General features: G+C 62.9%; 17 protein-coding genes. 12 read left to right on the plus strand and 5 right to left on the minus strand.

Features of this window, described 5'->3' with window-relative positions; translation table 11 throughout:
* Positions 1 to 11 precede the first annotated feature (11 nt).
* Together ACWIVK_RS11825 and ACWIVK_RS11830 are read right to left on the minus strand one after the other, a co-directional pair.
* On the minus strand, positions 12 to 506 hold the full coding sequence (locus tag ACWIVK_RS11825; protein WP_448576916.1) for a (2Fe-2S)-binding protein: 495 nt from the start codon (positions 504 to 506) through the stop codon (positions 12 to 14).
* A complete protein-coding gene (locus tag ACWIVK_RS11830) occupies positions 503 to 1,387 on the minus strand; it encodes an FAD binding domain-containing protein (protein ID WP_448576917.1) in 885 nt (294 codons plus the stop codon). The genes ACWIVK_RS11825 and ACWIVK_RS11830 overlap by 4 nt, the downstream gene beginning before the upstream one ends.
* Before the next feature lie 116 nt (positions 1,388 to 1,503).
* On the opposite strand from ACWIVK_RS11830, the gene ACWIVK_RS11835 reads away from it, so the two are divergent.
* The 7 genes from ACWIVK_RS11835 (at position 1,504) to polX (ending at position 11,454) form a co-directional block, all read left to right on the plus strand.
* Positions 1,504 to 2,349, plus strand: a complete 846-nt coding sequence (locus tag ACWIVK_RS11835; protein WP_448576918.1) for an oxamate carbamoyltransferase subunit AllH family protein — start codon at positions 1,504 to 1,506, stop codon at positions 2,347 to 2,349.
* A gap of 407 nt (positions 2,350 to 2,756) precedes the next feature.
* Positions 2,757 to 4,301, plus strand: a complete 1,545-nt coding sequence (fdrA, locus tag ACWIVK_RS11840) for an acyl-CoA synthetase FdrA (protein WP_448576919.1) — start codon at positions 2,757 to 2,759, stop codon at positions 4,299 to 4,301.
* Between the two features lie 22 nt (positions 4,302 to 4,323).
* A complete protein-coding gene (locus tag ACWIVK_RS11845; protein ID WP_448576920.1) occupies positions 4,324 to 5,784 on the plus strand; it encodes a DUF1116 domain-containing protein in 1,461 nt (486 codons plus the stop codon).
* The gene (gene arcC / locus ACWIVK_RS11850) at positions 5,781 to 6,728 is read left to right on the plus strand and encodes a carbamate kinase (RefSeq protein WP_448576921.1); all 948 of its coding nucleotides are present in this window, start codon (positions 5,781 to 5,783) and stop codon (positions 6,726 to 6,728) included. The genes ACWIVK_RS11845 and arcC overlap by 4 nt, the downstream gene beginning before the upstream one ends.
* A gap of 132 nt (positions 6,729 to 6,860) precedes the next feature.
* On the plus strand, positions 6,861 to 8,588 hold the full coding sequence (locus ACWIVK_RS11855) for a hypothetical protein (protein ID WP_448576923.1): 1,728 nt from the start codon (positions 6,861 to 6,863) through the stop codon (positions 8,586 to 8,588).
* Positions 8,589 to 8,932: 344 nt separating this feature from the next.
* Positions 8,933 to 9,703, plus strand: coding sequence for a sigma factor-like helix-turn-helix DNA-binding protein (locus ACWIVK_RS11860; protein ID WP_448576924.1), 771 nt, complete (start codon positions 8,933 to 8,935; stop codon positions 9,701 to 9,703).
* A 5-nt stretch (positions 9,704 to 9,708) separates the two neighbouring features.
* Positions 9,709 to 11,454, plus strand: a complete 1,746-nt coding sequence (gene polX / locus ACWIVK_RS11865) for a DNA polymerase/3'-5' exonuclease PolX (RefSeq protein WP_448576925.1) — start codon at positions 9,709 to 9,711, stop codon at positions 11,452 to 11,454.
* A 128-nt stretch (positions 11,455 to 11,582) separates the two neighbouring features.
* Here the strand turns inward: polX and ACWIVK_RS11870 are convergent, their stop codons facing one another.
* The 3 genes from ACWIVK_RS11870 to mgtE are packed head-to-tail and all read right to left on the minus strand — an operon-like array spanning position 11,583 to position 15,174.
* Positions 11,583 to 12,806 (minus strand): MFS transporter, encoded by a 1,224-nt coding sequence (locus tag ACWIVK_RS11870; RefSeq protein WP_448576927.1) that lies wholly within the window; start codon positions 12,804 to 12,806, stop codon positions 11,583 to 11,585.
* Between the two features lie 14 nt (positions 12,807 to 12,820).
* Entirely contained in the window at positions 12,821 to 13,768 is a 948-nt protein-coding gene (locus ACWIVK_RS11875) for an MBL fold metallo-hydrolase (protein ID WP_448576928.1), read from the minus strand.
* Between the two features lie 59 nt (positions 13,769 to 13,827).
* Entirely contained in the window at positions 13,828 to 15,174 is a 1,347-nt protein-coding gene (mgtE, locus tag ACWIVK_RS11880) for a magnesium transporter (protein ID WP_448576929.1), read from the minus strand.
* Positions 15,175 to 15,894: 720 nt separating this feature from the next.
* On the opposite strand from mgtE, the gene ACWIVK_RS11885 reads away from it, so the two are divergent.
* From ACWIVK_RS11885 to ACWIVK_RS11905, 5 genes are all read left to right on the plus strand, one after another.
* The gene (locus ACWIVK_RS11885; protein ID WP_448576930.1) at positions 15,895 to 17,151 is read left to right on the plus strand and encodes an NAD(P)/FAD-dependent oxidoreductase; all 1,257 of its coding nucleotides are present in this window, start codon (positions 15,895 to 15,897) and stop codon (positions 17,149 to 17,151) included.
* A 172-nt stretch (positions 17,152 to 17,323) separates the two neighbouring features.
* The gene (locus ACWIVK_RS11890) at positions 17,324 to 20,128 is read left to right on the plus strand and encodes a 2-oxoglutarate dehydrogenase E1 component (protein WP_448576979.1); all 2,805 of its coding nucleotides are present in this window, start codon (positions 17,324 to 17,326) and stop codon (positions 20,126 to 20,128) included.
* A 20-nt stretch (positions 20,129 to 20,148) separates the two neighbouring features.
* Complete coding sequence (gene odhB, locus ACWIVK_RS11895; protein ID WP_448576931.1) at positions 20,149 to 21,468, plus strand: 2-oxoglutarate dehydrogenase complex dihydrolipoyllysine-residue succinyltransferase; 1,320 nt, start codon at positions 20,149 to 20,151, stop codon at positions 21,466 to 21,468.
* 5 nt (positions 21,469 to 21,473) lie between these two features.
* On the plus strand, positions 21,474 to 22,310 hold the full coding sequence (locus ACWIVK_RS11900; protein ID WP_448576932.1) for an alpha/beta fold hydrolase: 837 nt from the start codon (positions 21,474 to 21,476) through the stop codon (positions 22,308 to 22,310).
* Between the two features lie 221 nt (positions 22,311 to 22,531).
* Positions 22,532 to 24,157: a thiamine pyrophosphate-dependent enzyme gene (locus ACWIVK_RS11905; protein WP_448576933.1), complete on the plus strand. Its 1,626-nt coding sequence runs from the start codon at positions 22,532 to 22,534 to the stop codon at positions 24,155 to 24,157.
* Positions 24,158 to 24,298 lie beyond the last annotated feature (141 nt).

Consider the following 24,298-nt stretch of genomic DNA (forward strand, 5'->3'; position numbering starts at 1 on the left):
TCCTCCAGCGATCAGCGCTGTCGCATCAACTGTGCGGCGTACCGAGCCGCTTCCACGATGTTCTGGTACCCCGTGCACCGGCAGAGATTCCCGGATATCGCCTCGCGGATCTCCTCCTCGCTCGGATCGGGGTTTTCCGCCAGGAACGCCTTGAGCACCATCAGTATCCCCGGCGTACAGTACCCACACTGGAGACCGTGCTTTTCCCAGAAAGCCTGCTGCAATGGATGCAGCTCCCGTTCGCTCGGGGCCAGTCCCTCGACTGTCTCGATTTCGTGACCGTGTGCTTGAACCGCCAGCATGAGGCAGCTCCGCACTGGCTCACCATCGAGCAGGACCGTGCACGCCCCACAGACGCCATGCTCGCAGCCGACGTGCGTTCCCGTCAGACCGAGTTCGTGCCGCAAGAAGTCAGAAAGCAACAACCGTGCTTCCACCTCACGTTCGTAGGGAATACCATTGACCGTCACGCGGATACACCGCCGCTCGCTTCCGACCGCCGTCATGCGGCTACTCCTCCCTGTGCTCGTGCTGCAGCGAGGGCGAGCGCCCGTTCGGCGAGCACTCCCGCTACCGATCGCCGGTACTGGGCTGACGCATGTACGTCACTGGGCGGGTCGAGTTCTTCGCGTACCGCTGCAGCCGCCGCCTTCCACGCTTCCTCACCGCTCGGTTGCCCGCGCAGGATCGCCTCCGCCCGACGTGCTCGCACGGGCCGTCCAGCGACCCCGATGAAGCTCAACCGTGCATCCTGGATCGTTCGCTCATCTTTCGCCAGCACGACCACCGCGCCCGCCCCGACCAGTGCGTAGTCACCGTGTCGTCGCGCAACTTCCAGCCAGGCGCTGCCACTGCGTGGTCCGAGCAGCGGGAAATGCACTTCGGTCACCAATTCGTCCGGTTCCGCCGCCGTGGTGAGAAGATCCACGAAAAACTCGTCGGCGGGAACAAGCCGCTCACCACGCTGGCTGGCCAAGCGCACCGCTCCGTCGAGCGCGACGAGTACTCCCGGAATTTCCGCGGCCGGGTCAGCATGAGCGACACTGCCACCGATCGTTCCCCGAGTTCGGATCGGCAGATGTCCCACCCACGGGATAGCTTCGGCCAAGAGTGGAACGTGTGCAGCGACCAGTGGCGAACGCTCGACTGCTCGATGCCTGGTCATGGCCCGGACGACCAGCACACCATCGCGGAGTTCGATTCCGGTGAGTTCGCTGAGACCCTTCAGATCGATGAGTAGACTGGGGCGCGCCAAACGCATGTTCAACATCGGGATCAGGCTTTGCCCTCCAGCGAGCGGTTTGGCCTCGTCACCGGTCTCGGCCAAAACCGCCAGTGCCTCATCGAGACTTTCCGGCGCGTGATATTGAAAGCGCGGCGGCTTCATACCAACCCCTTTCACTCTCCAAGCCCGGATCGACCGGCCCGCGCCAACGCGTCATTTCGCCGCTGTTCCACTTGCCTATCGCGTACACTGGCAAGGACGAGCGAGGGCGAGACACCGTGTCGATCGTGGTTCAACGCGTGGCTTCCGCGATCCTTCCACTGCTCACAGGACCCGATCGCACGCTGACCGTTGTCGCCGCGTACCCGCGCGCCGCGTACACGACCGACGGCACCACCTGGCTCTCTGTCGTGACACCCGGAGCGCTCCTCCCACCCGATGCCGTGCAGCTGCGGACAGAATCGCCACTCGTGTCTCTTCTGCCCGCAGGCAGCCAGGTCGTCGTCGGGCAGGGAGCACTGCGGCTGCCGGACGGGCCACCATTGACCATCGACCAGCAGGCCCGCGTGTGGCAACCGATTCTCCGGACGCGCTGGCCGTGTCAGTGGTCGCGTGGAAGGCTCCGTGCCCTTCTCGACGAACTGACCGATCCTCCACGCCAGGACCGCGTCCTCGCCACAACGATCGATCGGAGCAAAGCGCTGCTGGTCGAACTGGTCGGCGCCCTTGCTGACCGCACCTCCATCGCCCGACAGGTCGATCGCTTGGCTGGGCTGGGACCAGGTCTGACCCCACTCGGCGACGATCTCCTGGTGGGATGCTGCTTGGCACTCACTCTGCTGGCTGCGCGAACGGGAGAGCAGCGCTGGTCTGCGCTGCGACAGGAGATCGGTCTGCGGGCTGCGAGCCGGACGACCGCCCGGAGTGCAGCCTGGTTGCAGCAGGCCGCTCGCGGCGAGTTCGCGCGAGAGTTCCTCCTCGTCGCACAGGCGCTCTGCCGAGGCGACCACCCGTGCCTCCCTCACCTCATCGCACGCGTCATGCAGGTCGGAGCCACGTCGGGTTGGGGGGTCACCTTCGGCCTGATCGCCACGCTCGAAGGCGCGATGCCCCGACCAGCCTAACTCGCCAGCGCACCGCTGCAGCGGTTGGTCCACCGACCCAGGGGGAATCGCTGCACCGCCGAGCTTGCCGGATGGACATCCCGGTACTCCGTTACCCCGACCGGCCAGCAAGAAAAAGTACGAAACCATGCCACCGACCTTTCGCCGATGGCTTCGTGACCGCGCCCCTCGTTCCGAGCCGAAAAAGCGGAGAGGAGCCCACCCCGAGCTCCTCTTGCCTTCCGACGACGTCGGGAGTATAGTCAGAGCCGGTCGAAGTTGTCAACGTTGCCCGAAACGACGCGCGGTCGTCGATCGAGAGTCGGGGACGTCGACCGACAAGCAGACCTTAGGAGGACGGCCAGCCTGGGCAGAAGACCAGGTTGGCCGGGTCGCTTTTTCTGTCCGTCACCGGAAGGGGAGGTGACATGGTTGTCCGGATTCAGGTCGAGCCCAATTCGTACTTCGACTCGGTCGCTCTGATGGCCGTCGCATCAGTGGTCAATCGCCTTCCCGGCGTCGACTTGGCCGCACTCCTCATGGGTACCAGTGCCAACCTGGAACTCCTCCGCGATTCAGGCCTGTGGGACGAGCGCCTCCTGTCCGTATCCCCCAACGATCTGGTGATCGCCGTTCGCGCAAGTGACGATGCCGCGGCCGCGCGAGCGATCGACGAAGCGGTGAACCGGCTCCGCTCGTCCGCTCGTGCCAGCCAGGTGAGCGAAGCGAAGGTCTCCCTGCGCACTCTGCGGACAGCACTCCGGCAAGTATCCCATGCCAGGGTGGTCGCGATTTCGGTGCCCGGCTCCTATGCCCCGATCGAGGCCGAGGAGGCACTGCGGGCTGATCGCCACGTCTTTCTCTTCAGTGACAACGTGCCGATCGAGGAAGAGGTTCGCCTGAAAGCCTTAGCACAGGAACGCGGCTTGCTGCTCATGGGGCCGGACTGTGGGACGGCCTTCATCGCCGGACTCGGTCTCGGCTTCATGAATGCGGTGCGACGCGGCCCGATCGGTATCGTTGCCGCAGCGGGAACCGGGTTGCAGCAGGTCGCGAGTCTGATCGATTGGTTCGGCTCCGGCATCAGCCACGGCATCGGAACCGGTGGACGAGACCTCGATGCCCGGGTCGGCGGACGCACCATGCTGGCCGGTCTCGGGGCACTCGCTCGTGACCCGGCGACACAGGTGATCGTGCTCGTCTCCAAACCACCAGCTCCCGAGGTCGCGGAGAAAGTTCTCGCCTTCGCTGTTGCGTGCGGAAAGCCTGTCGTCGCGACGTTTATCGGCCGGACACCACCTGTCGCGGAGGGCGTTCATGTGGCCACGAACCTCACGGAAGCAGCACGTCTCGCCGTGCATCTTGCAACCGGCCAGTCTCTCGACGAACTCGACCTGCCAGGTCGCCAAGAGGCGCTCGCGCGCGTTCGCGCCGAGCGTTCGCGCCTCGCCCCGACGCAACGCTATCTGCGTGGGCTGTACAGTGGGGGAACGCTCTGCGACGAAGCGATGGTCATGCTCGAACCCCGGATCGGCCCGATTCGCTCCAATATCCCGTTGCAGCCGGAACTCCGCCTAACCGATCCGCGCTGCAGCCAGGAGCACACGTTCGTCGACCTGGGTTCCGACGAGTTCACAGTAGGCCGCCCGCACCCTATGATCGACCAGACAGTCCGCCTCGAGCGCTTCCGCCAGGAGGCGGCCGACCCCACGGTTGCCGGTATCGTGCTCGATCTGGTCCTCGGCTATGGTGCAGCGAGCGACCCCGCTGCCGAGTTGGCACCGGCTATTCGGGAGGCGCAAGCAGAGGCCGAGCGAAGCGGCCGCATTCTTCCGTGTATCGTCGCACTCGTTGGGACACAGTCCGATCCGCAGGACTATGCGCGCCAGCGTCGCACCTTGGAGGACGCTGGGGCGATCGTCGTTCCGAGCAACGCTTTGGCAGCCGAGCTTGCCGCCGAATTGATCGCGTGATCGATGCAGGAGGAGCCGAGCGATGGACGGAATGCACGAGAACGTGCAAAAGCTTCTCGAGACGACACCAACAGTCATCAACGTCGGACTCGACCTCTTCGCCCGGTCGGTGCAGGATCAGGGCGGAGCAGTCTATCCAGTCGAATGGAAGCCACCGCTGGTCGAACCGCGCCGACTCGCGCTGCCGCTTTTCAATGACCCAGCGATCGATGCGGCGAATCGCGACGCGGTGACACGAATGATCCGCGCTCAACCGGTCGTCGTCGGCGTGGCGCGCGCCCGTGACGTGATTCCCGGCATGACCGACCGGACATTCCTCCACGCCGGCCCTCCCATCGATTGGGCTCACGCGTCCGGTCCGCTCCGCGGGGCCCTGATCGGCGCCATGCTCTTCGAGGGCTTCGCGGCGACTCCGGAGGAAGCGATCCAGAAGCTGGAATCCGGCTATGTCGAACTTTCCCCGAATCACGAGCACAGCGCGGTCGGTCCGATGGCCGGTGTCATTTCCCCTTCCATGCCGGTGTACATCGCGATCAATGCTGCCGGGGAGAACCGCGCCTACACCAACTTCAACGAAGGCATCGGCAAGGTGATGCGGATGGGTGCCTATGCTCCGGAGGTGATCGATCGACTGCGTTGGATCAGCACCGTCCTCGCACCACTGGTTGGGCAAGCCCTGGCTCGGAGCGGTGGCATCGATCTCCGCAATATCATCGCCCAGGCCTTACAAATGGGTGACGAATGCCACAATCGCAACAAGGCTGCGACCTCCCTGTTCTATCGTGAACTCGCGCCCTACCTCGTCGAGTGCGCGGCACCCTCGAGTGACATCGCTGCCGTCCTCCGGTTCATCAATGCCAATGACCACTTTTTCGTCAATCTCGCGATGGTGGCAGCCAAGGTGATGGCGGATGCCGCACACGGCATTCCGGGAAGCTCGCTCGTCACCACTCTCTCGCGCAACGGTACCGAGTTCGGTATCCGCGTTTCCGGACTGGGTGACCGTTGGTTCACGGGGCCAGCCAACGTGCCGCGCGGCTTGTACTTTCCTGGTTTCGGGCCTGACGACGCGAATCCCGACATCGGTGACAGCGCGATCACCGAGACAGCCGGCTTCGGGGGTTTCGCACTCGCTGGCGCGCCGGCGATCGTGCAGTTCATCGGCGGCACGCCGGCCGACGCAGTCCAGGCCACACTCGAAATGTACGAGATCACCGTCGCTGAGCACGAGGTGTTCCGTATTCCAGCACTCGACTTCCGCGGTACTCCCGTCGGTATCGATCTGCGTCTGGTCGTGCGGAGCGGTATCTTGCCGGTCATCGATACGGGTATCGCCCACCGCGAGCCTGGCATCGGACAGGTGGGAGCCGGTATCGTTCGTCCCCCCACGCGCTGCTTCACCGAAGCCTACCGGGCGTTCGAGGATGCGTATCTCGCAAGACACGGTCGAAGCACCACAGTCGAGTCGAGGGGGATGGCATGAGGCGCGTCGTCGTTGCGCTCGGCGGCAACGCCATCATTCAGGCAGGACAGCGCGGGACAGCCGAAGAACAGCAAGCCAATGTCGATCTCACCTGTCGCCAGTTGGCCGAACTCGTCGCTGCCGGATACGAACTCATCATTACGCACGGGAATGGTCCGCAAGTCGGAAACCTCCTCGTCAAGAACGAGCTGGCTCGCGAGGTCGTCCCACCCGTCCCGCTCCACTGGTGCGTTGCACAGACGCAAGCGACGATCGGGTTCATGATCCAGCAATCCTTGGGAGCAGAACTGCGGCAACGCGGCATCGAGCGGGTCGTCGCCACGCTGGTGACGCGCACCGAGGTCAGTCCGGACGATCCAGCGTGGCACGACCCCACGAAGCCGATCGGCCTCTATTACCCGGAAGAGCGGGCGCGCGCCATCATGGCTGAAACCGGCCAAATCTGGAAGCCGCAGGGCACGCGCGGCTGGCGGCGAGTCGTTCCCTCACCGGACCCGATCGCCATCGTCGATCGGCCAGCGATCGAACTGTTGCTCGCGGCTGGCGCACTGGTCGTCGCCTGTGGTGGTGGCGGTATCCCGGTCGTTCGGCGCCCGGACGGGCGGTACGAAGGTGTCGAAGCGGTGGTCGATAAAGATCTGGCTGCCGCGCTGCTCGCCCACGAGTTAGGGGCAGACGCCCTACTCATTCTGACCGATGTCTCCAACGTCATGCTTCATTACGGGACGCCTCAGGCGCGTCCACTCGAACAGGTCCCCGCGAGTCAATTGCGGCGCTACCAAGCAGAAGGGCATTTTGCGAGCGGGAGCATGGGTCCGAAAGTGGAAGCGGCTCTGCGCTTCGTGAGTAGGGGGTCGACCCGACGGGCGATCATCGCGGCGCTGGATCAAGCTCGCGATGCGCTCGAAGGACGCGCCGGCACGCACGTGCTTCCCGATCCCTGACCACCCGGCCGATCCGCATATCATGTCGAGGGGGACTGATCGGCTAACCAAGATGAGCGACGATGCTCGTTCCTTTTGTCTCTCCTGAGACAGCGTCAGCGGACGATACTCAGGAGGAGAAAGGAGCAGCAGTTGGGGCAAACCCCGATCCTTCGCCCACTCCAGCCGAATGGACGAGTCACCACCGTCCCGCGGTCATCAGCGAGCGCGATCGGGAAGCCTCGCTTCTGCAATCGGCTCGTTCACCCGCTGCTCGCGCTCCTCGGTCTCTCCGCGGTACTCTCCACGCTCCTCGTCACCTGGAACGAGCGTTCCCGAGCGATCACCGCTCCGCTCTTGCTCGGGCGCTTCGCTGCGGCAGGAACTCTCGCCACTGACGGGCGAGTCATCCTCCTTACCATGCCGGAGACAGCGGACTCGACGCTCCTGCTCGAGCTCTCCGGCAACGAGCGTCATGCCACGCTCATTCGCACACCCGGCCAAGTTCCTGAACTCGTTCTGGCGCAGGGAGCCGTCCTCTGGCTGGAGCGCCCCTGTGCCGACTGTTCCGGTCGGATACGAGCTCTTCGACTCGCAACGCGAGAAACGTGGACGCTGGCCGAGACCGGAGTCCGTTCCCCGCCACGCGCAAACGGCCGCTGGGCAGCTTGGGTCACGCGCAACGGGACCGATCGTCTTTTCGTCACTGATCTCGAGAACACTCGCCATCCACCGCGCATCCTCGCCGTGCTCCCTCCAGAGCACGAAATCACCGATCTCCAACTGCGTGCTGGCCGCGTGGCGTGGGTCGAAGTCTCGAGAACCGGGCAGTGGCGCATCCGGCTACAACCAGTCGCGAGCGCTGACGAGCCGGTGACAGTGCTCCAAGGGGAGGGAACTCCGCCATCGATTCTCCTCAGCAACGATGCCTTGATCACGATCGACCACGCGATTCGTGTCGTCTCCCTCGATGGATCCCATCCGAGTGTACCCATTTGGGAGGGTACCCCGGAATCCGTTACGACCGACGGACGATTTGTCTTCTGGATCGACTCAGTCTCCCCGGATACCGAACGACGAGCCATCGTGGCCTACGACACACTGAGCAAGAGTCGTTTCCTCGCTGTACCTGACGCGACCCATGTCAGGCGGCTGGCAGCCGGCGGTGATCAGCTAGTCTGGTTCCAAGAGCACCCACCCGATGACGTCACTCTTTGGGCCGCAGCGATCGCAGACCTCTTGCCGACGGCTCGCCGGGCGAAACCCGAGCGCCAGGAGCCTGGTTGGCGCTACTTTCCGGAAACCGGTCACTATCTGGCGAACGGATTCCGGCACTTTTGGGAACAGTTCGGTGGAGCGAGCATCTTCGGCTTTCCCTTGTCGGAAGAATTCGACGAATACGATCCGGATACTGGTCGGTTCTGGACGGTCCAATACTTCGAGCGTGCCCGCTTCGTGTGGATTCCTGAGTCACCGATCGCCCGGGATGGTGTCGTGCTCGACCACATCGGAGTCGAACTTGCACATCAGCTCGGACTCGCATCGGCACGAGCCTTTCGCTCACCCGCTCCCGCATCCGACCGAGCAGCGATGACGACTTGTCGCGCCTTTTCAGAGACCGGTCACGAACTGTGCGGACCGCTGCTCGATGCCTGGTTACACATCGGATCGAGCGTCACCGCGAGCATGCCACCTGATCAGGCCGCCCTCCTCATAACGGGGCTGGTCATCAGTGAGCCGACCGTGCTTCCGGACGGCACGATCGTGCAGTACTTCGAGCGTGCCCGACTGGAACTCCGACCACAGGCCGAGCCGGAGCGAGCCGTCTCGCTGGGTCGGATCGGTGCAGAAATCCTCGCTGCGCGTGGCTGGCTCCGGTGAGACTGTTCACCGCTCACTCCCTGAACGACTGCAGCGTTGTGCGGGGAGATTGGGCGCTCTCAGGCGACAGTGGTCGTCACCTCCTTTGGCGTCGTGTACGAGGGGTAGCGCATACCTGACCTGCCATCGGGACTCGACGCACTCACCGATGTGGATTCGCCGAAGTCAAAAGATTGCTTTTCGCTCAGCGAGCAGGTGAGGCTTTGAGCAGCAACAAAGCATTCTTCGATCGATACACGAGCCCTCATGGTCTCGAATGTCGGCCGAAGTCATCAGCTGACAGATCTGGGCGAATCCGCTATCCTGGAATGGTCGGAATCGCAGATCGAGTGAGGAGCGACTACGTGGTCTTCCAAGATCCGTATTTCCACGCCCTCCGCCGTCGTTTGCAGGCTGCACCCTACGAAGAGGCTCGCCGGCGATTGACCGAGCGGTTGGCCGAAACGACTCCTCGTCTCCCGGGCCCACCCCACTTGACACCGGACGAGATCGCCGAGCGCGAAAAATGGCTCTATCGCGAAGGTCTCGATCTCTACCTCCCCATTCTTCGTACCGTACTCCGCGCCATCGCCCGCGAAGTCGAGGCTGGGCTCGTCGAGCCGAGCGAACTTGACCCGGAAGAGCTGACTTTCGCGACCTACCAGCGAGCCCGCAGCGAACTACTGGAACGACCGCAACTTCCCCGCGATCGCTTCGCGTGGCTCCGTCGACTCGCACTCGACACGGTTCATCGCGCGGCACTGGCCCGCCACGCTGAGCGGCATCGAGGCACCGCAAGCGAGCTTACCGAGCGCACCGAAGCGCCGCCAGTGGAATTGCAGGGGACCGCAGCTCGTCTGATCACGGCCCTCGCAGACCCGGACCTCCCCTTGCCTGACGACCTCCTCGCTGATCCGGCGATCCGTCGACTGCTCGATCAGCTCCTGGATCGGCTACCCGAGCAGTGGCGCGAGATTTATCTCCTTTCAGCTCTGGATCGTTGGAGCGACGAGCAGATCGCCGCAGTCACTGGCTTGCTCCCGGATGAGGTCCGGGCCCTCGTTCATGCGACGGCTCGACTTCTCCGCGCGTGGCTGGAGGAATCGACCACCCGACCGACTCGGTCGAAGGAGTGACTGGCATGCGACGGAACGAGGAGGTCGCTCTCCTGCTCGACAACATCGCTGAACTCCTGATGCTCAAAAACGAGAACCCCTACCGGATCCGCGCCTACACGACGGCCGCACAGAACATCCGCGCACTCGATGCCGATATCGAGGAACTCGCCAGGCAAGGAAAACTGGACGAAATCCCTGGCGTCGGCAAGGCGATTGCTGCCAAGATCGAAGAGTACTTGCGAACGGGTCGACTGGAATACTATGAGCAGCTCAAGCGTGAGGTGCCTTTGCAGGCTGTCGATCTCCTCGAAGTACCAGGGATCGGTCCTGCTCGGGCACACCTTCTCTACGAACAACTCGGAATCACGACCATCCAGGACCTGCTCCAGGCCGCGCAGGAACACAAGCTGTGCAAGCTCCCGGGTTTTGGTGAAAAACTCGAGGAGCGGATCGCGCGCGAAGCTGCACGCCTCATGCAACGGAGCAAGCGTCTCCTCCTCGGCATCGCGCTACCAGTAGCCGAGGAGGTGGTGGCAGCCCTGCGACCGCTTCCAGCCGTCCGAGCGATCGATCCAGCCGGGAGCCTCCGCCGTATGAAAGAGACGATCGGAGACATCGACATCCTCGTCGCCAGTGACGATCCCCCCGCAGTCGTCGATGCCTTCGTTCATCTACCGTTCGCGAAAGAAGTTCTTGCAGTTGGACCGACACGACCCTCCATTCTCACGCGCGAAGATCTCCAAGTCGATCTCCGTGTGGTGCGACCGCACGAGTACGGCTCGGCGCTTCTGTATTTCACCGGTTCGAAAGAACACAACATCGCCTTACGCTCTTTCGTCCAAGAGCGCGGCTGGAAACTCTCCGAGTATGGCCTCTTCGACGAAACCGGTAAGCTTTTGGCGAGCGAAACGGAACAGGAGATCTATGCACTTTTGGGTATGGATTGGATTCCACCTGAGCTACGTGAAAATCGCGGTGAGATCGAGGCTGCTCGCGAGCATCGCTTGCCGATCCTCGTCGAGCAGCGAGATATCCGCGGCGACCTCCATGTGCACACCGATTGGAGCGACGGACACGATTCGCTCGAGCGGATGTGCCAGGCTGCTCGCGCGCGCGGCTACGAGTACCTCGTGATTTCGGATCACTCCCCTTCCCTCACCGTCGCCCGCGGCTTGTCCGTCGAGCGTCTGCGCGAGCAACGCGAGTGGATCCGCGAACTCAACGAACGGCTGGCACCATTTCGTATCCTGCAGGGCGCTGAAGTCAACATTTTGTCAGACGGGACACTCGACTATCCGGACGAGGTTCTCGCCGAACTCGATCTCGTGATCGTGTCCGTGCACAGCACGTTCGACATGCCGCAGGAACGCATGACGGAACGCGTCATTCGCGCGCTCGCGAACCCCCATGTCGACATCCTCGGTCACCCCACTGGACGCCTGCTTACCTCGCGACTTCCGTACGAGATCGATCTCGACGCCGTGCTGGATGCCGCTGCTCACTATGGAGTCGCGATCGAAGTCAACGGCCAGCCCGATCGGCTCGACCTCCCAGACATTTGGGTCCAACGAGCGATCAACCGGGGGATCCTGATCGCGTGCACCAGTGATGCCCACTCGACACGTCAGCTGGACAATATGCGCTGGTCGGTCGCAACCGCGCGTCGCGGTTGGGTGGAGCCCAGGCATGTCCTCAATACACGGTCACTCGAGGAACTCCGTACCTGGCTCGCGAACCATCACCGAGGAGCCCCTGCGCACCGGACCTGAGCGGACGGGCTGACTGCCAACCGAGTGCTTCCGACGACCGACCGGCAGCGCGTCTGTGCTCGGCGCTGCTCGGTCTGTCCCGAGGCATACCGTCGTCCATCCTGAGAACCGAGTGCGGAGCGATCGAATCAGGAAAGGCTCCGAACACTGGAGGAGGCGTGTGCGTGAGCCACCCCGAGTCCCCAGAAAAGCAGCAATGCTGCGATCTCGAGTACCAGGGTCGCACCGATGGTTCCTCGTGTACCCAGTCGCTCATAGAGCAAACCGAGCACAGCTCCACCGGCCAGCCAGGCTGTTCCGAATACCGTATTGAAGACACCATAGGCCAGACCACGTGCGGACGGAGCGGAGAGTTCGCCGACTGCCGCTCGCATCGTCGTTTCGACCAGTCCCATCGCGATTCCCCAAACGACGACCCCCGCGAGAATGAACAAGGTGGTCGATTGCAACGCGGCCGCCGTTCCCAACGCGATGCAGACCGGTACTGCTGCCAGGGTGCGCAAACCGAAACGATCGTATCCCCAGCCTGCGATCAACGCGATCACTCCGTCCACTCCCATCGCGACTGCATAGAGCAGTGGAATCAACGGCGGACCGAACCGACCGGTCTGTTCGACATGATACGAGAGGAGAGCGAACGGGACGAATCCCAGAGTAGTCAACGCAGTAAAGAGCGTGTAGCGCCAGAACGCTCCGCCCAGCCGGCGGGAGCCGTCGCCTCCCGTCAGACGATGCAGGCGTGGAGCAGCGCTCTCGAGTGACTCCGGCTCCGGTTCCTGCTTCCACGCGAGGACGAGAATGACGATCGCGAGGAGCACTGGAATCGTGAGAAGCGCGAACCCGAGCCGGTAACCGGCTTCACCGTCGAAAGTGAGCGCGACTGCGAAGATGACCGGGCCGATCAATGCACCAAGTTGGTCGAGTGCCTCGTGGATCCCAAAACCCTTGCCACGCCCGACCTGACTGGCTGCGTGCGAGAGAATGGCATCGCGCGCTGGTGTCCGCAACGCCTTACCGAACCGCTCGAGCACGATCAGCGTCGCAGCGAGTTCCCAACTGTGAACGAATGCCAGCAACGGTAGCGTCGCGATCAAACTGTAACCAATGACTGTCAACAACCAGTGCAGGCGAAACCGGTCCGCGAGATACCCAAATGCCGTGCGCAGCGCGTAGCCAGCGAACTCGCCGAGACCGGCTACGAGCCCGACCGCAACTGCACTCGCGCCGAGCAATGCCAGGTACGGCCCCGTCACACCGCGAACGCCTTCGTAGCTGATATCACCGAAAAGACTGACGAGACCCAAAAGGACGATCAAACGGTAGGCCCGTCGTTGCAACGCCGGCGCGCTCATCGTCCTGCGCGTCCTCACGAACCACTCGCCCATGGCCGATGCGTCCGGAAATACCGGACGTACCCGTCGACCGTCATGCGGAAGCTCCCGGACGCCCACTGGTATTGGGTAACCGGCACCTGCTCACCGAGGAGACGATGGAACTCTCGATCCGTGAGTTCTTGCAACCGCCCGGCGATCGTTTCCGCGTCGAGGCCCTGGTCCAGCAGTGCCCCGATCCAACCTGCCCAGAGGAAAAGCCTCGCCAGAAGGTCGTCCAGGTGCCATTCGACATCGTCGACTGGTCCAAAGTGACCGAGATAGAGACGACTCGGCTGGAGACGGCGCAGGCGCTCGATACTCCGGCGCCACTGTCCGAGATCGACATCCGGCGGCGGGGTCGGTGGAAAGACGAAGGGAAGCGCACCGATACGGATACCAGCGATGTCGCCAGCGAAGACAGAACCCGTGGCGGTATCTAGCCAGGCATGATGGTGCGACGCATGTCCTGGTGTCGCCAATGCTCGCAATCGACGCCCATCACCCAGGTCGATCGCCTCCCCGTCCTCGACGACCACTACTCGCTCGGCAGCGCACGGCCGAATCGACCCCCACAAGAGTTCCATGCGATCGCCATAGATACGGGCAGCGCTCGCCCACAAGCGACTGGGATCGATCAGGTGCGGCGCACCGAGCGGATGGACATAGACACGAGCATTCGGAAACCGCTCCAACAGGTGCCCAGCTGCTCCGCCATGGTCCAAATGGATATGGGTCAGAACGAGATGCCGGACCGCCTCGGGAGTGACGTTCAGTTCTCGGAGCGCCGCCACGAGACGCTCGATCGTCGTGCTCGGCCCAGTATCGACGATCGCTACCCCTTGACGACCGACGAAGAGGTATGAGGCGATCACGTTCTCCACACCTTGGAATCGGAGATCGACGAGATACCACCCAGGTTCCACTTCACGCACGAGATTCATAGCTCTCCCTCCGCCCTCAGCCGCTGTCAATACACGGCCACTCACATCGTGCGCGGATGCTAGAGGATGACGCGCGCGACGTTGAAGTAGATAAGCAGACCTGTCCCGTCAACCAGGGTTGCGATGAGGGGCGACGACACGACCGCCGGATCGATTCCGAGGCGACGCAAGAGAAGCGGCAGAAGCGTCGCAATCGTGACTGCCCAGAGCACGATGAAAAAGATCGCGATACTCACTGTCAAAGAAATGGCCGGATCGACACCGAGAAGTTCTGCGCGCAGAAAGCCTGCTGTACCCATTACCGCAGCCGTCAGCAGCCCAGCGGTGAATTCCTTCGGAAAGATGCGGAAAAAGTCGCGAATGGTGATACCTTCGACTGCGATCGCCCTTACTAGAGTTGTCACCACTTGCGAACCAGCGTTTCCACCGGTCCCGATCAAGAGCGGGACGAAGAAGGCCAGAGCGATCGCTTCCTCGAGTTCCTTTTCGTAATGTCGGATGACGGTCCCGGTGTACATCGCCGCGACGAATAGGAGGAGAAGCCAGCTGATCCGTCGCCGCCAGAGATAGAAAGGCGTCGCACGAGTATACGGAACCTCGAGCGGTTGCGAACCACCCAACCGCTCGATGTCTTTCGTCACTTCGCGTTCCAAAATGTCCGCGACGTCATCGACCGTGATGATGCCGAGCAAGCGATCCTCATCATCCACGACCGGTATGGCCAAAAGTCCCTCTTCGACGAGCAAACGCGCGGCTTCCTCCTGATCGGCAGTGGCACGCACTTTCACGATGTCACGGGTCATGATCTCGCCCACGGTCCGGTAGGGCGGGCTCAACACGAGATCTCGCATGGAGACGACACCCAAGAGGTGATTTGCTTCGTCGACGACGTAGGCGTAGTAAATCGTCTCGACTTCCGCAGCCACCTTGCGCAGCGCCGCGATCGCCTGGTCAACCCGGACATCCGGCAGCAAAGCCACGTACGAGGGTGTCATCCGCCCACCGGCAGTCTCCGGCGGGTAGCTCAAAAGCTCCTGCAGCTCTTGCGCTTCGAGCGGTTCCATCTCGACCAGGATCTGACGAGCCTCGTCCGGATCGAGACGAGCGAAGACATCGGCCGCATCGTCAGGGGCCATCGCCTCCAGGACATCCGCTGCTTCTTGCGAACTCAAGCGCTCGAGCAGAGCGGCCGCATCGCTCGGATCCAACTCGGCCAGGAATTCCCCGAACGTCTCGTCCCCGAGGAGCTCAGCGAGGCGCGCAAGCTCGAATGGCTCCAGCTCACGGAGAACAGGATAGAGCTGCCGTCGCTCGACGAGTTCCCACAACAGGTCCTCGACCGCTTCGCGTTCTCCGCGCTGGAGCAGCGCGCGGAGCCGCGTCTGGATGTCCATTTCCGTCGTCATGCGGTCTCCTTTCCCAGCTTCCGCCGAAGACCTCGCCGCAGCTCACCGTACGGGAGGCTCGTCCAACTCTCGGGCCTCCTGCTGCTCAACGGCAGCACGAGCCGACTCGTCTCGTCATTCGCGTTGTCAGACCCTCGGGGCCGCGCGAACACTCGGCGCACCAGCGATCTGCTCCGTTGTGGCTGGTCTCACCCGGCCACCCCGGAGAGTCGCGTCGGCGCCATGTGGGGTCAGCCGGGGAACTCGTTGCAGTGGCGACTCGGACTCGACACGTCCACCGCTTCTGCCGTCCCGTTCTCGATGCCCAGATCCAGTCAAGAATCGACTGGTCTGGCCCAGCCCAGTGTACGCTGCAAGTTGCGAACTGGCAACGAAGCTCCGCGCGACACCTCGACTCGAATGGTCGCAACCTTTCAGGGTGACTCGGTGAGCATAGTCGTGCTCGCCTGCAGGACACCCTTGCCAAAGCAGCTCGCAGTGCCCTTCGGGCTGGTGCGGCACCAGCGTCCCCTCGATCATCAGCGCCCCCGACGCCGCCACGAGTCGCAATAGCCCGAGAAGGAGCGACCGATCGAGAGCATTTCTGCCACGCTCGATACCGACGGGTCTCTCCAGCCCTCACACTCGCGCTCAGGGTATACTCGATATCACGATGGAGCCGAATCTCCTCTCTTCGATATTCGCCCGGAGCAGCTCGGTTCCAGAGACAACGAGCGGAGCATGGCCAAGCAGATCGGTCGATTCGATGCCATCATCGTGGGAGCCCGGATCGCTGGCTGCGTCACTGCTGCTGCCCTAGCACAGCGCGGGTGGTCGATCCTTCTCGTCGAACGAGCGCAGTTTCCGCGCCCGACGCTTTCGACCCATCTCTTCTTCAGCGACACGCTGCATGCCTTACAGCGAGCGGGTCTCCTGGAGCCGATTCTCCGTATCGGCGCTCCACGTATTCGCTGGCTTCGTTTCCCTTACGTGGCTGCACCCTTCCCAGCGTCCAAAGGCTTCGACTTCGCCCTGTGCATTCGTCGCGAGGTACTCGATACTCTGCTGTTCGAGGCTGTCAGATCGCTTTCCAACGTGACCGCACTCACTGGTGCACGGGTGACTGCCGTCCGTCAGGTGGACGATCGGAGATGGGATGTCGTCGTCGCGACGACGAGCGGAGAATGGCTCACCTCTGCACCGCTCGTGATCGGAGCCGACGGAAGAGATTCGACTGTAGCCCGTCAGGTCAGAGCACCTGTTCTCGCGTACATTCCTCCCCTCTTCGCGTGGTACTACACGTACGTCGACGGGCTACCTTGGGACGGTGACGTGGCTGCACTCGCCTATCGAGGCGACTATCCGGACATCGGAGCGGAGTACGCCGCTGCTTTCCTCTTCCCCTGTGATGCCGGTCTCACGCTCGTCGGGTACGGGGTGGAGCACCGGGCCTTCTCGGCGTTTCGCCGCGATGTCACCCAGCACTTCGTTGCTGGACTCCGCCGGATCCCTGAAGTCTGGGAACGGTTCGCTTCGGCACGCCGCGTCGCACCGATCCGCGGCACGGGCCGCCTGCCGAATTTCCTCCGTCAGGCTTCTGGCTCCGGCTGGGCGCTCGTCGGCGACGCTGGCTGTCATCAAGATCCACATAGCGTGCAAGGTATGGGCAATGCAGCGCGCAGTGCCTGGTTGCTCGCTGAGGAACTCGCTCGGGTGCAGACCGAAGGCATCGATCTCCAGCAGGCACTCGCTCGCTATGCGAGGCGACGAGACGATGATCTTCTTCCCCTGTTCGCCTTCACGACGTTCGAGTTACGGCGACAGCTTCCCGATGACATTTGGGAACGGTTCGAGGCACGAACGCGCGAGGATCCCGACCTGGCCTCTTTACGTGTCGCGGCCATGGTACACGCGGTTCATCCGGCGACCGTCTATACACCGGAGCGGGTCACGTCCATCGCCAACGGTGCGGTGATCCCACCCCTTCAGCCGGCCTAAAAGCGATCCTTATGCCTCGTCCAGAAAAATCGAACGATCCAACATCGGCGCGGTGCAACAAGGAGTATCATTGGTATGCGGCATCCACGGACTCGGTGGGATGCGGTCGAGAACATGGCGCAGCGTCCTGAGTCTGGGTGCCGAAGCGAAAGCGACGAGGTGGGTGGGTGCCATGGTGAATCAGCAAGAGGCACTCGAGCGGCTGACCGGTCTGAACCTCGGGTACATTCTCGAACTGTACGAGGTCTACCGTCGAGATGCGACAGCCGTCACGCCGGAGTGGCGGGCATTCTTCGAACAGTGGGGACCTCACCTCGAGCAGCTCGCTGCCCCGCCGCCGGCCGCTGCGATCGCAGGGCCGGCATTCGATTTTACGAAGATCGCCGCTGTCGTTCAGCTCGCGCAACGGATCCGTCACCGCGGCCATCGTGCTGCACGCCTCGATCCCTTGGGGAGCCCGCCGCCAGGTGATCCCGCACTCGATCCAGCCTACCATGGGTTGACAGCGCAGGACCTCGAGAATCTCCCAGCAACGCTAGTCGGTGGCCCTGCCGCACAGGGTGCCCGCAATGCAGCCGAAGCGATCGAGCGCCTGCGTCAGATCTACTGTGGGACGATCGGCTACGATTACGGCCATCTGCAGGACCGCACCGAGCGCGAGTGGCTCGAGGAAGCGATCGAATCTGAGCGCTATCGCGTTCGCCTCTCACCAACGGAGAAGCGTGCGCTGCTCGAGCGGCTGACCGCGGTGGAGGTGTTCGAGCGCTTCCTCCATAGAACCTTCGTTGGGCAGAAGCGCTTCTCGATCGAGGGCACCGATACGCTCGTGCCGATCCTCGACGAGATCCTCCGCCAGGTCGCCGAGGCGGGTATCCCGAAAGTCGCGATGGGTATGGCGCATCGCGGCCGCCTGAACGTCCTGGCCCACGTACTCGGCAAGCCGTACGAGCAGATTCTGGCCGAGTTCATGGGCCTCGATCACCGGGAACCGGTCGCTCTCACCGAGGGCGGCACCCTCGGCTACACGGGCGACGTCAAGTACCACATGGGCGGTATCCGTGCCGCCGGCCAACTCCAGGTCATCCTCGCCCATAACCCCAGTCACCTCGAGTTCGTCGATCCCGTGGTCGAAGGCATGGCACGCGCTCTCCAGGAACGACGCGACCGACCGGGTACACCCGAACAGGACGTCGACGCCTGCTTGCCTATCTTGATCCATGGTGACGCCGCTTTCCCAGGGGAGGGCATCGTCGCCGAAACGCTCAACATGAGCGGTATTCCTGGTTACACGACTGGTGGAACGCTTCACATCATCGTGAACAACCAGCTCGGCTACACCACCGAACCACAAGAAGCCCGCTCGACCTTCTACGCATCCGATCCTGCCCGCGGTTTCGAAATCCCAGTCATTCACGTCAACGCCGATGATCCGGAAGCCTGCCTGACCGCCGCTCGACTCGCTTTCGCCTACCGCCAGCGATTCCACAAGGATGTCCTCATCGACTTGATCGGCTATCGTCGGTGGGGTCACAACGAAGGCGACGAGCCGACCTTCACGCAGCCAGTGATGTATCGCCGGATCGCAGAACACCCAACGACTCGTGAACTCTGGGCCCAGCGCCTCGTCGCCGAAGGAATCGTCACTCGAGACGAGGCAGCTGCTCTCGAGCAGGAGCTGTTCGGAAAGCTCCAGCATCTCCGACAAGAGATCCTCGCCAGGGCACAACGAGCCGACCAGGTGAACGGAAGCATCGGATCTCGTACTCCCACCAGTGCGACGATCGCTACCGCCGTACCGTTGGAGACGCTCAAGGAACTCAATCGCCAAGCCCACACGCTCCCAGCAGGGTTCAATGTGAATCCGAAACTGCGTCGGCAGTTGCAGCGTCGGCTCGAGGTCGTCGAGCGCGAAGAGGCGGTCGATTGGGCGCACGCGGAACTGCTCGCCTTTGCCTCGCTTTTGGCCGAGGGAATACCCATTCGCCTGACCGGTCAGGACACCATTCGGGGCACGTTCAGCCAGCGCCACGTTGCCTTCTACGACTTCGAGACAGGGGCACGCGTCATTCCGCTGCAGCAGATGCCGGCAGCTCGGGCGAGCTTCGCCGTGTACAACAGTCCACTGTCCGAAGCTGGCCCGCTCGGGTTCGAATACGGCTACAGTGTCCAGGCTCCAGATGCCCTCGTGCTCTGGGAAGCGCAGTTCGGCGACTTCGCCAATGTGGCGCAGGTGATCATCGACCAGTTCATCGTCAGTGGATGGGCCAAGTGGCGACAGCGCTCCGCGCTCGTCCTCCTGTTGCCACACGGCTACGAAGGCCAGGGCCCGGAGCACTCGAGCGCGCGGTTGGAGCGCTTCCTCCAGCTCGCTGCCGAGGATAACGTGCGAATCGCCAATTGCACGACGGCTGCACAGTACTTCCATCTGCTTCGACGCCAGGCCATCCTGCGCACGCTGGACCCGCGTCCGCTCATCGTGATGACCCCGAAGAGTCTCCTGCGTCACCCGCGTGCCATGTCGCCGATGCGCGAACTCGCTGAGGGGCAATTCCAGCCCGTTCTCGATGACCCCATCGCCCGCCAACGGCCGGATGACGTAACGCGACTGATCTTGTGCAGCGGCAAAGTGTACGTCGATTTGGTCACGAGTCAGTTCGCTGCTACCGCCAGCCATGTAGCCATCGTCCGCGTCGAGGAACTTTATCCCTTCCCGAGTGACGAACTCGCAGCCATTCTCAGGCAGTATCCCAACGCACGCGATGTCGTCTGGCTGCAAGAGGAACCGAAGAACATGGGAGCATGGACGTACATGCAACCGCGTCTGCAATCTTTGCTCGACGGGCAGACATTGCGTTACATCGGCCGACCAGAACGGGCAAGCCCCGCAGAAGGATTCGCCGAGATGCACGAGCAGGAGCAGGCACGGATCATCGCCGAAGCATTCGCTGGCGTACCAGAACCTGCTGTTCCGGCATGAACCGAACGCGAGGGTAGACGATGGCTATCGAGATTCGTGTGCCGCAGATGGGCGAGTCGATCGTCGAGGCAGTCATCGGTGCCTGGCGAAAACGCGAAGGTGATCCGGTCAACCCAGGCGACGTGCTCGTCGAGTTGGAAACCGAAAAGGTCAACGTCGAGGTGACAGCCGATCGAGCGGGCGTTCTCCAGCGCATCCTCAAGCGCGAGGGAGAAACGGTCACCGTCGGCGAGATTATCGCCATGATCGAGGAGACCGCGTTGGTGGGTACTCCCGCCCGAGAAGCCCCTGCTGAAGCGGGCAAGGCACCCGAGCCTGCGCCCATACCGGAGGCCGCCACGGCAGCAGCGCCGCAACCGGCGCCACCCGCCAGCGGACCAGCAGTTCGAGCCACGCCAGCTGTCAGGCGACTCGCCGAGGAATACGGTATCGACCTCGCCGAGGTACCTGCTTCCGGCGAAGGTGGCCGGGTCACTCGGGAGGACGTACTCCGTTACGTTGCTCAGCGTGGAGCAGCCGCCCGACCAGCTGACGGCATCGCTCCCCAGCCAGCCGCCGCGACCCCACCGCCAGCCGCCCCACCGGCACCGAGTGTCACACCACCGGAGGCACCGGTTGTCTTGCCCTTCCCTGCCACAGGACGACGCGAAGAACGCATTCGGATGAGCCAGCGACGCAAGACGATCGCCCGTCGGTTAGTCGAGGCCCAGCAGACCGCTGCGATGCTGACGACCTTCAACGAGATCGACATGAGTGCCGTGATCGCCCTTCGCAACCGGTGGCGACAGCAGTTCCGGGAACGCTACGGGGTGAGCCTCGGCTTCATGTCGTTCTTCACGAAGGCTGTCATCGGCGCGTTGAAAGCGTTCCCCTTGTTGAACGCCGAGATCCAGGGTGACGAGATCGTCGTCAAATACTACTACGACATCGGAATCGCCGTCGCGACCGATGAAGGACTCGTCGTGCCCGTCGTCCGCGACGCGGACCACAAGTCGTTCGCGGAGATCGAGCGCGAGATCGAAGAACTCGCCCGCAAGGCACGAGAGCGACGACTGACGCTCGAGGAACTGAGCGGTGGAACCTTTACGATCACCAATGGTGGCGTTTTCGGCTCCCTCCTCTCGACCCCGATACTCAATCCCCCTCAGGTCGGCATCCTCGGTATGCACAAGATCGAGGAAAGACCAGTCGTGGTCAACGGCGAGATCGTCATTCGCCCGATGATGTACGTCGCCCTCACCTATGACCATCGGATCGTGGACGGTCGGGAAGCGGTGCTTTTCCTCGTCCGCGTCAAAGAACTCATCGAGGACCCGGAACGCCTGCTGCTCGAAGGCTGAAGGCGATGAGCGTCACCGAACTGGCGTGGGCAACCACACCGAACGGCACCAAGATCGCGTACGAGCGGCGGATCGGATCGGCGGGGCCACCGATCCTCGCCCTTCACGGCGTTCTCGTCGGCACGTCCAACTGGATTCACCAGGTGCTTCGGCTTCCGCAGTTTCGATGGTTGCTCCCCCATCTGCGTGGGCATGGGAACAGCCCGCCCCCCATGCCACATCAGACCATCGAAGAAGCTGCCCTCGACGTGGAATCCGTCTTGCTCGCCGAGCGGATCGATCGTGCGGTCGTTCTCGGCAACTCCCTGGGAGCGACCATCGCGCTCGCGCTGGCACTCATGCGCCCCCACCGTATTCAAGGGCTGGTCCTCGTGGAACCTTCTCTCCCAGCACTCGCCGGGGAAGAAGAGCGTGACCGGCTCCAGCGCACGGCTGCTTTGGTTCGCGCACTCTTGGCAGCAGGCCAGATCGAGGAAGCCTTGGCGCATTTCCTCGAACCGCGCCTGGGACCGAACTGGGCAGAGAAGGCTGGTCAGCGTCGGCTCGAGGAGTGGCGGCGCAATATTTTCAGTACGCCAGCCTGGATCGATGCCGTTCTCGCCTTCGATCCCGGTCCAGTTCCTCTCGCCACGATCGATTGTCCCACACTCCTTGTCTATGGCGCCGAGACCCAGCCAGGCTATCGCCGGACAATCTTCTCCCTCGCTGACTTGCTTCCCCACGCGCAGATCGCTGAGATCCCGCGCGCCGGACATGGTGCGCCTGTCGATAACCCCGATGCCTTCAACGAACTCCTCGTCGATTTCCTTTCCGCGGTCGAGTGGGTACCTTTTCCGGCCTGACGAACGAGCCTTCCCCGACAACGAGCGAACCGGTACACGCGACGACGGTACCAGTGAGTGCCGAAAACGATGAAACGAGTCACTTGCGCTGTGCATTAGAATGGAGCGCGTGGCGCAGTCAGCCACGTCAGCGTTTCGCGGCACCGCCGGCCAGAACGACGCGACGCAGCGCTGCAACATTGTCGTTCGACTCGACTGCAACGTGCGAGAGGAGCCACGCTATGCCCATGCTGACCGGAGGTCAGGCGCTGGTCGCGCAACTGCTCGAAGAAGGGATCGAGATCGTCTTCGGACTTCCCGGTGTCCAACTCGACTGGGCCTTCGATGCCCTCTACGAGGCACGCGACCGGATCCGCGTCATCCACACGCGACACGAACAAGCCACGAGCTACATGGCCGACGGCTACGCTCGCACCACCGGCAAGGTGGGCATGTGCTTGGTCGTTCCTGGTCCAGGCGTGCTCAATGCAATGGCTGGGCTGGCCACGGCCTACGCCTGCAATTCGCGCGTCTTCTGCGTCACTGGACAAATCCCATCAGAACAGATCGAAAAGGGGCGCGGGTTTCTGCACGAGATTCCTCGTCAGCTCGAAGCGCTCCGGTCGGTCACGAAATGGGCTGCCCGAGCGATGCATCCCGGCGAAATCCCCGCACTCGTCCACGAGGCGATCGTTCAGCTATGGAGCGGACGCCCCCGGCCCGTTGCGCTCGAGATTCCACCCGATGTGCTGCAGGCGACTGCTGAGGTGGAAACGATTGCAGCGACACGCCCCATCCCACCTGACGGGGACCCAGAGCTGATCGAACAGGCCGCCCAACTCCTGGGTAAGGCCCAGCGACCGCTCGTCTTCGCGGGTGGCGGTGTCCTCGCCGCTGAAGCCTGGGACGAACTCCGCGCGCTGGCGGAACTCCTGGAAGCACCAGTCGTTCTCACGATGGACGGGAAAGGCGCCCTCGACGACCGGCATGACCTCGCCCACAACATCGTCGCTGCCCGCGAACTCGTTCCGGCGTCCGATGTCATTCTCATCGTCGGCTCCCGCTTCCTTCAGCCAGCCACATCGGATTGGGGACCCCGCGACCAAGCGGTCATTCAGATCGATATCGATCCCGAGGAGATCGGCCGGAACCATCCTCCAACGATCGGTATCGTCGCCGACGCCAAACGAGCTCTCTCGGCACTCCTCGAGCGAGTTCCGCTCTACAACCGAAAACGTGACTCGCGCCGGGCGGAACTGCGCGCACTCAAGGAACGAGTCTTCGATCTGCTCTGGGAGGTCCAACCCCAAGCATCGTTCGCGATGGCGCTCCGCGAGGCGCTTCCGGAAGAGGCCATCGTGGTGAGCGAGAGTACCCAGGTCGGCTACTGGACGTGGAACGCATTCCCAGTCTATCGACCACGAACCTTCATCACGTCGGGATATCAGGGGACTCTGGGCTTCGGTTTCGCGACAGCGTTAGGGGCGAAAGCGGGTAACCCCGATCGACCAGTTCTCTCGCTGAACGGTGACGGAGGATTTCTGTACAACCTGCCCGAACTCGCTACCATGGTGCAGCATCGCTTGGATGTGATCACGGTCGTTTTCAACGACAACGCCTTTGGGAACGTCCGCCGGATCCAGAAGGAGCGATTCGGTGGACACTACATCGCATCGGAGCTGTACAATCCGGATTTCGTCGCGCTCGCTCATAGCTTCGGTATCGAGGGAGTGCGCGTCTCTTCTCCAGAAACCCTCCAGGAGATCGTCGTCGATGCCGTTCGGAACCCCCGACCCATCCTGATCGAGGTTCCCGTGGGCGAGATGCCGAGCATCTGGAGCATCGTCATGGCCGGGCGGCGCTCTTGAAGACCGCGGAGAACTGGTGTTTGAAGACCGCGGAGAACTGGTGTTTTCATTTTGTCCGCTCGCACGGCAGGTGACCCGCACTCGAACATGTCTTGACTGAGCTACCGGCGGCACGTCGTCAAAGCAGGACAAAATCCAGCA

The organism is Thermomicrobium sp., from assembly GCF_053493975.1.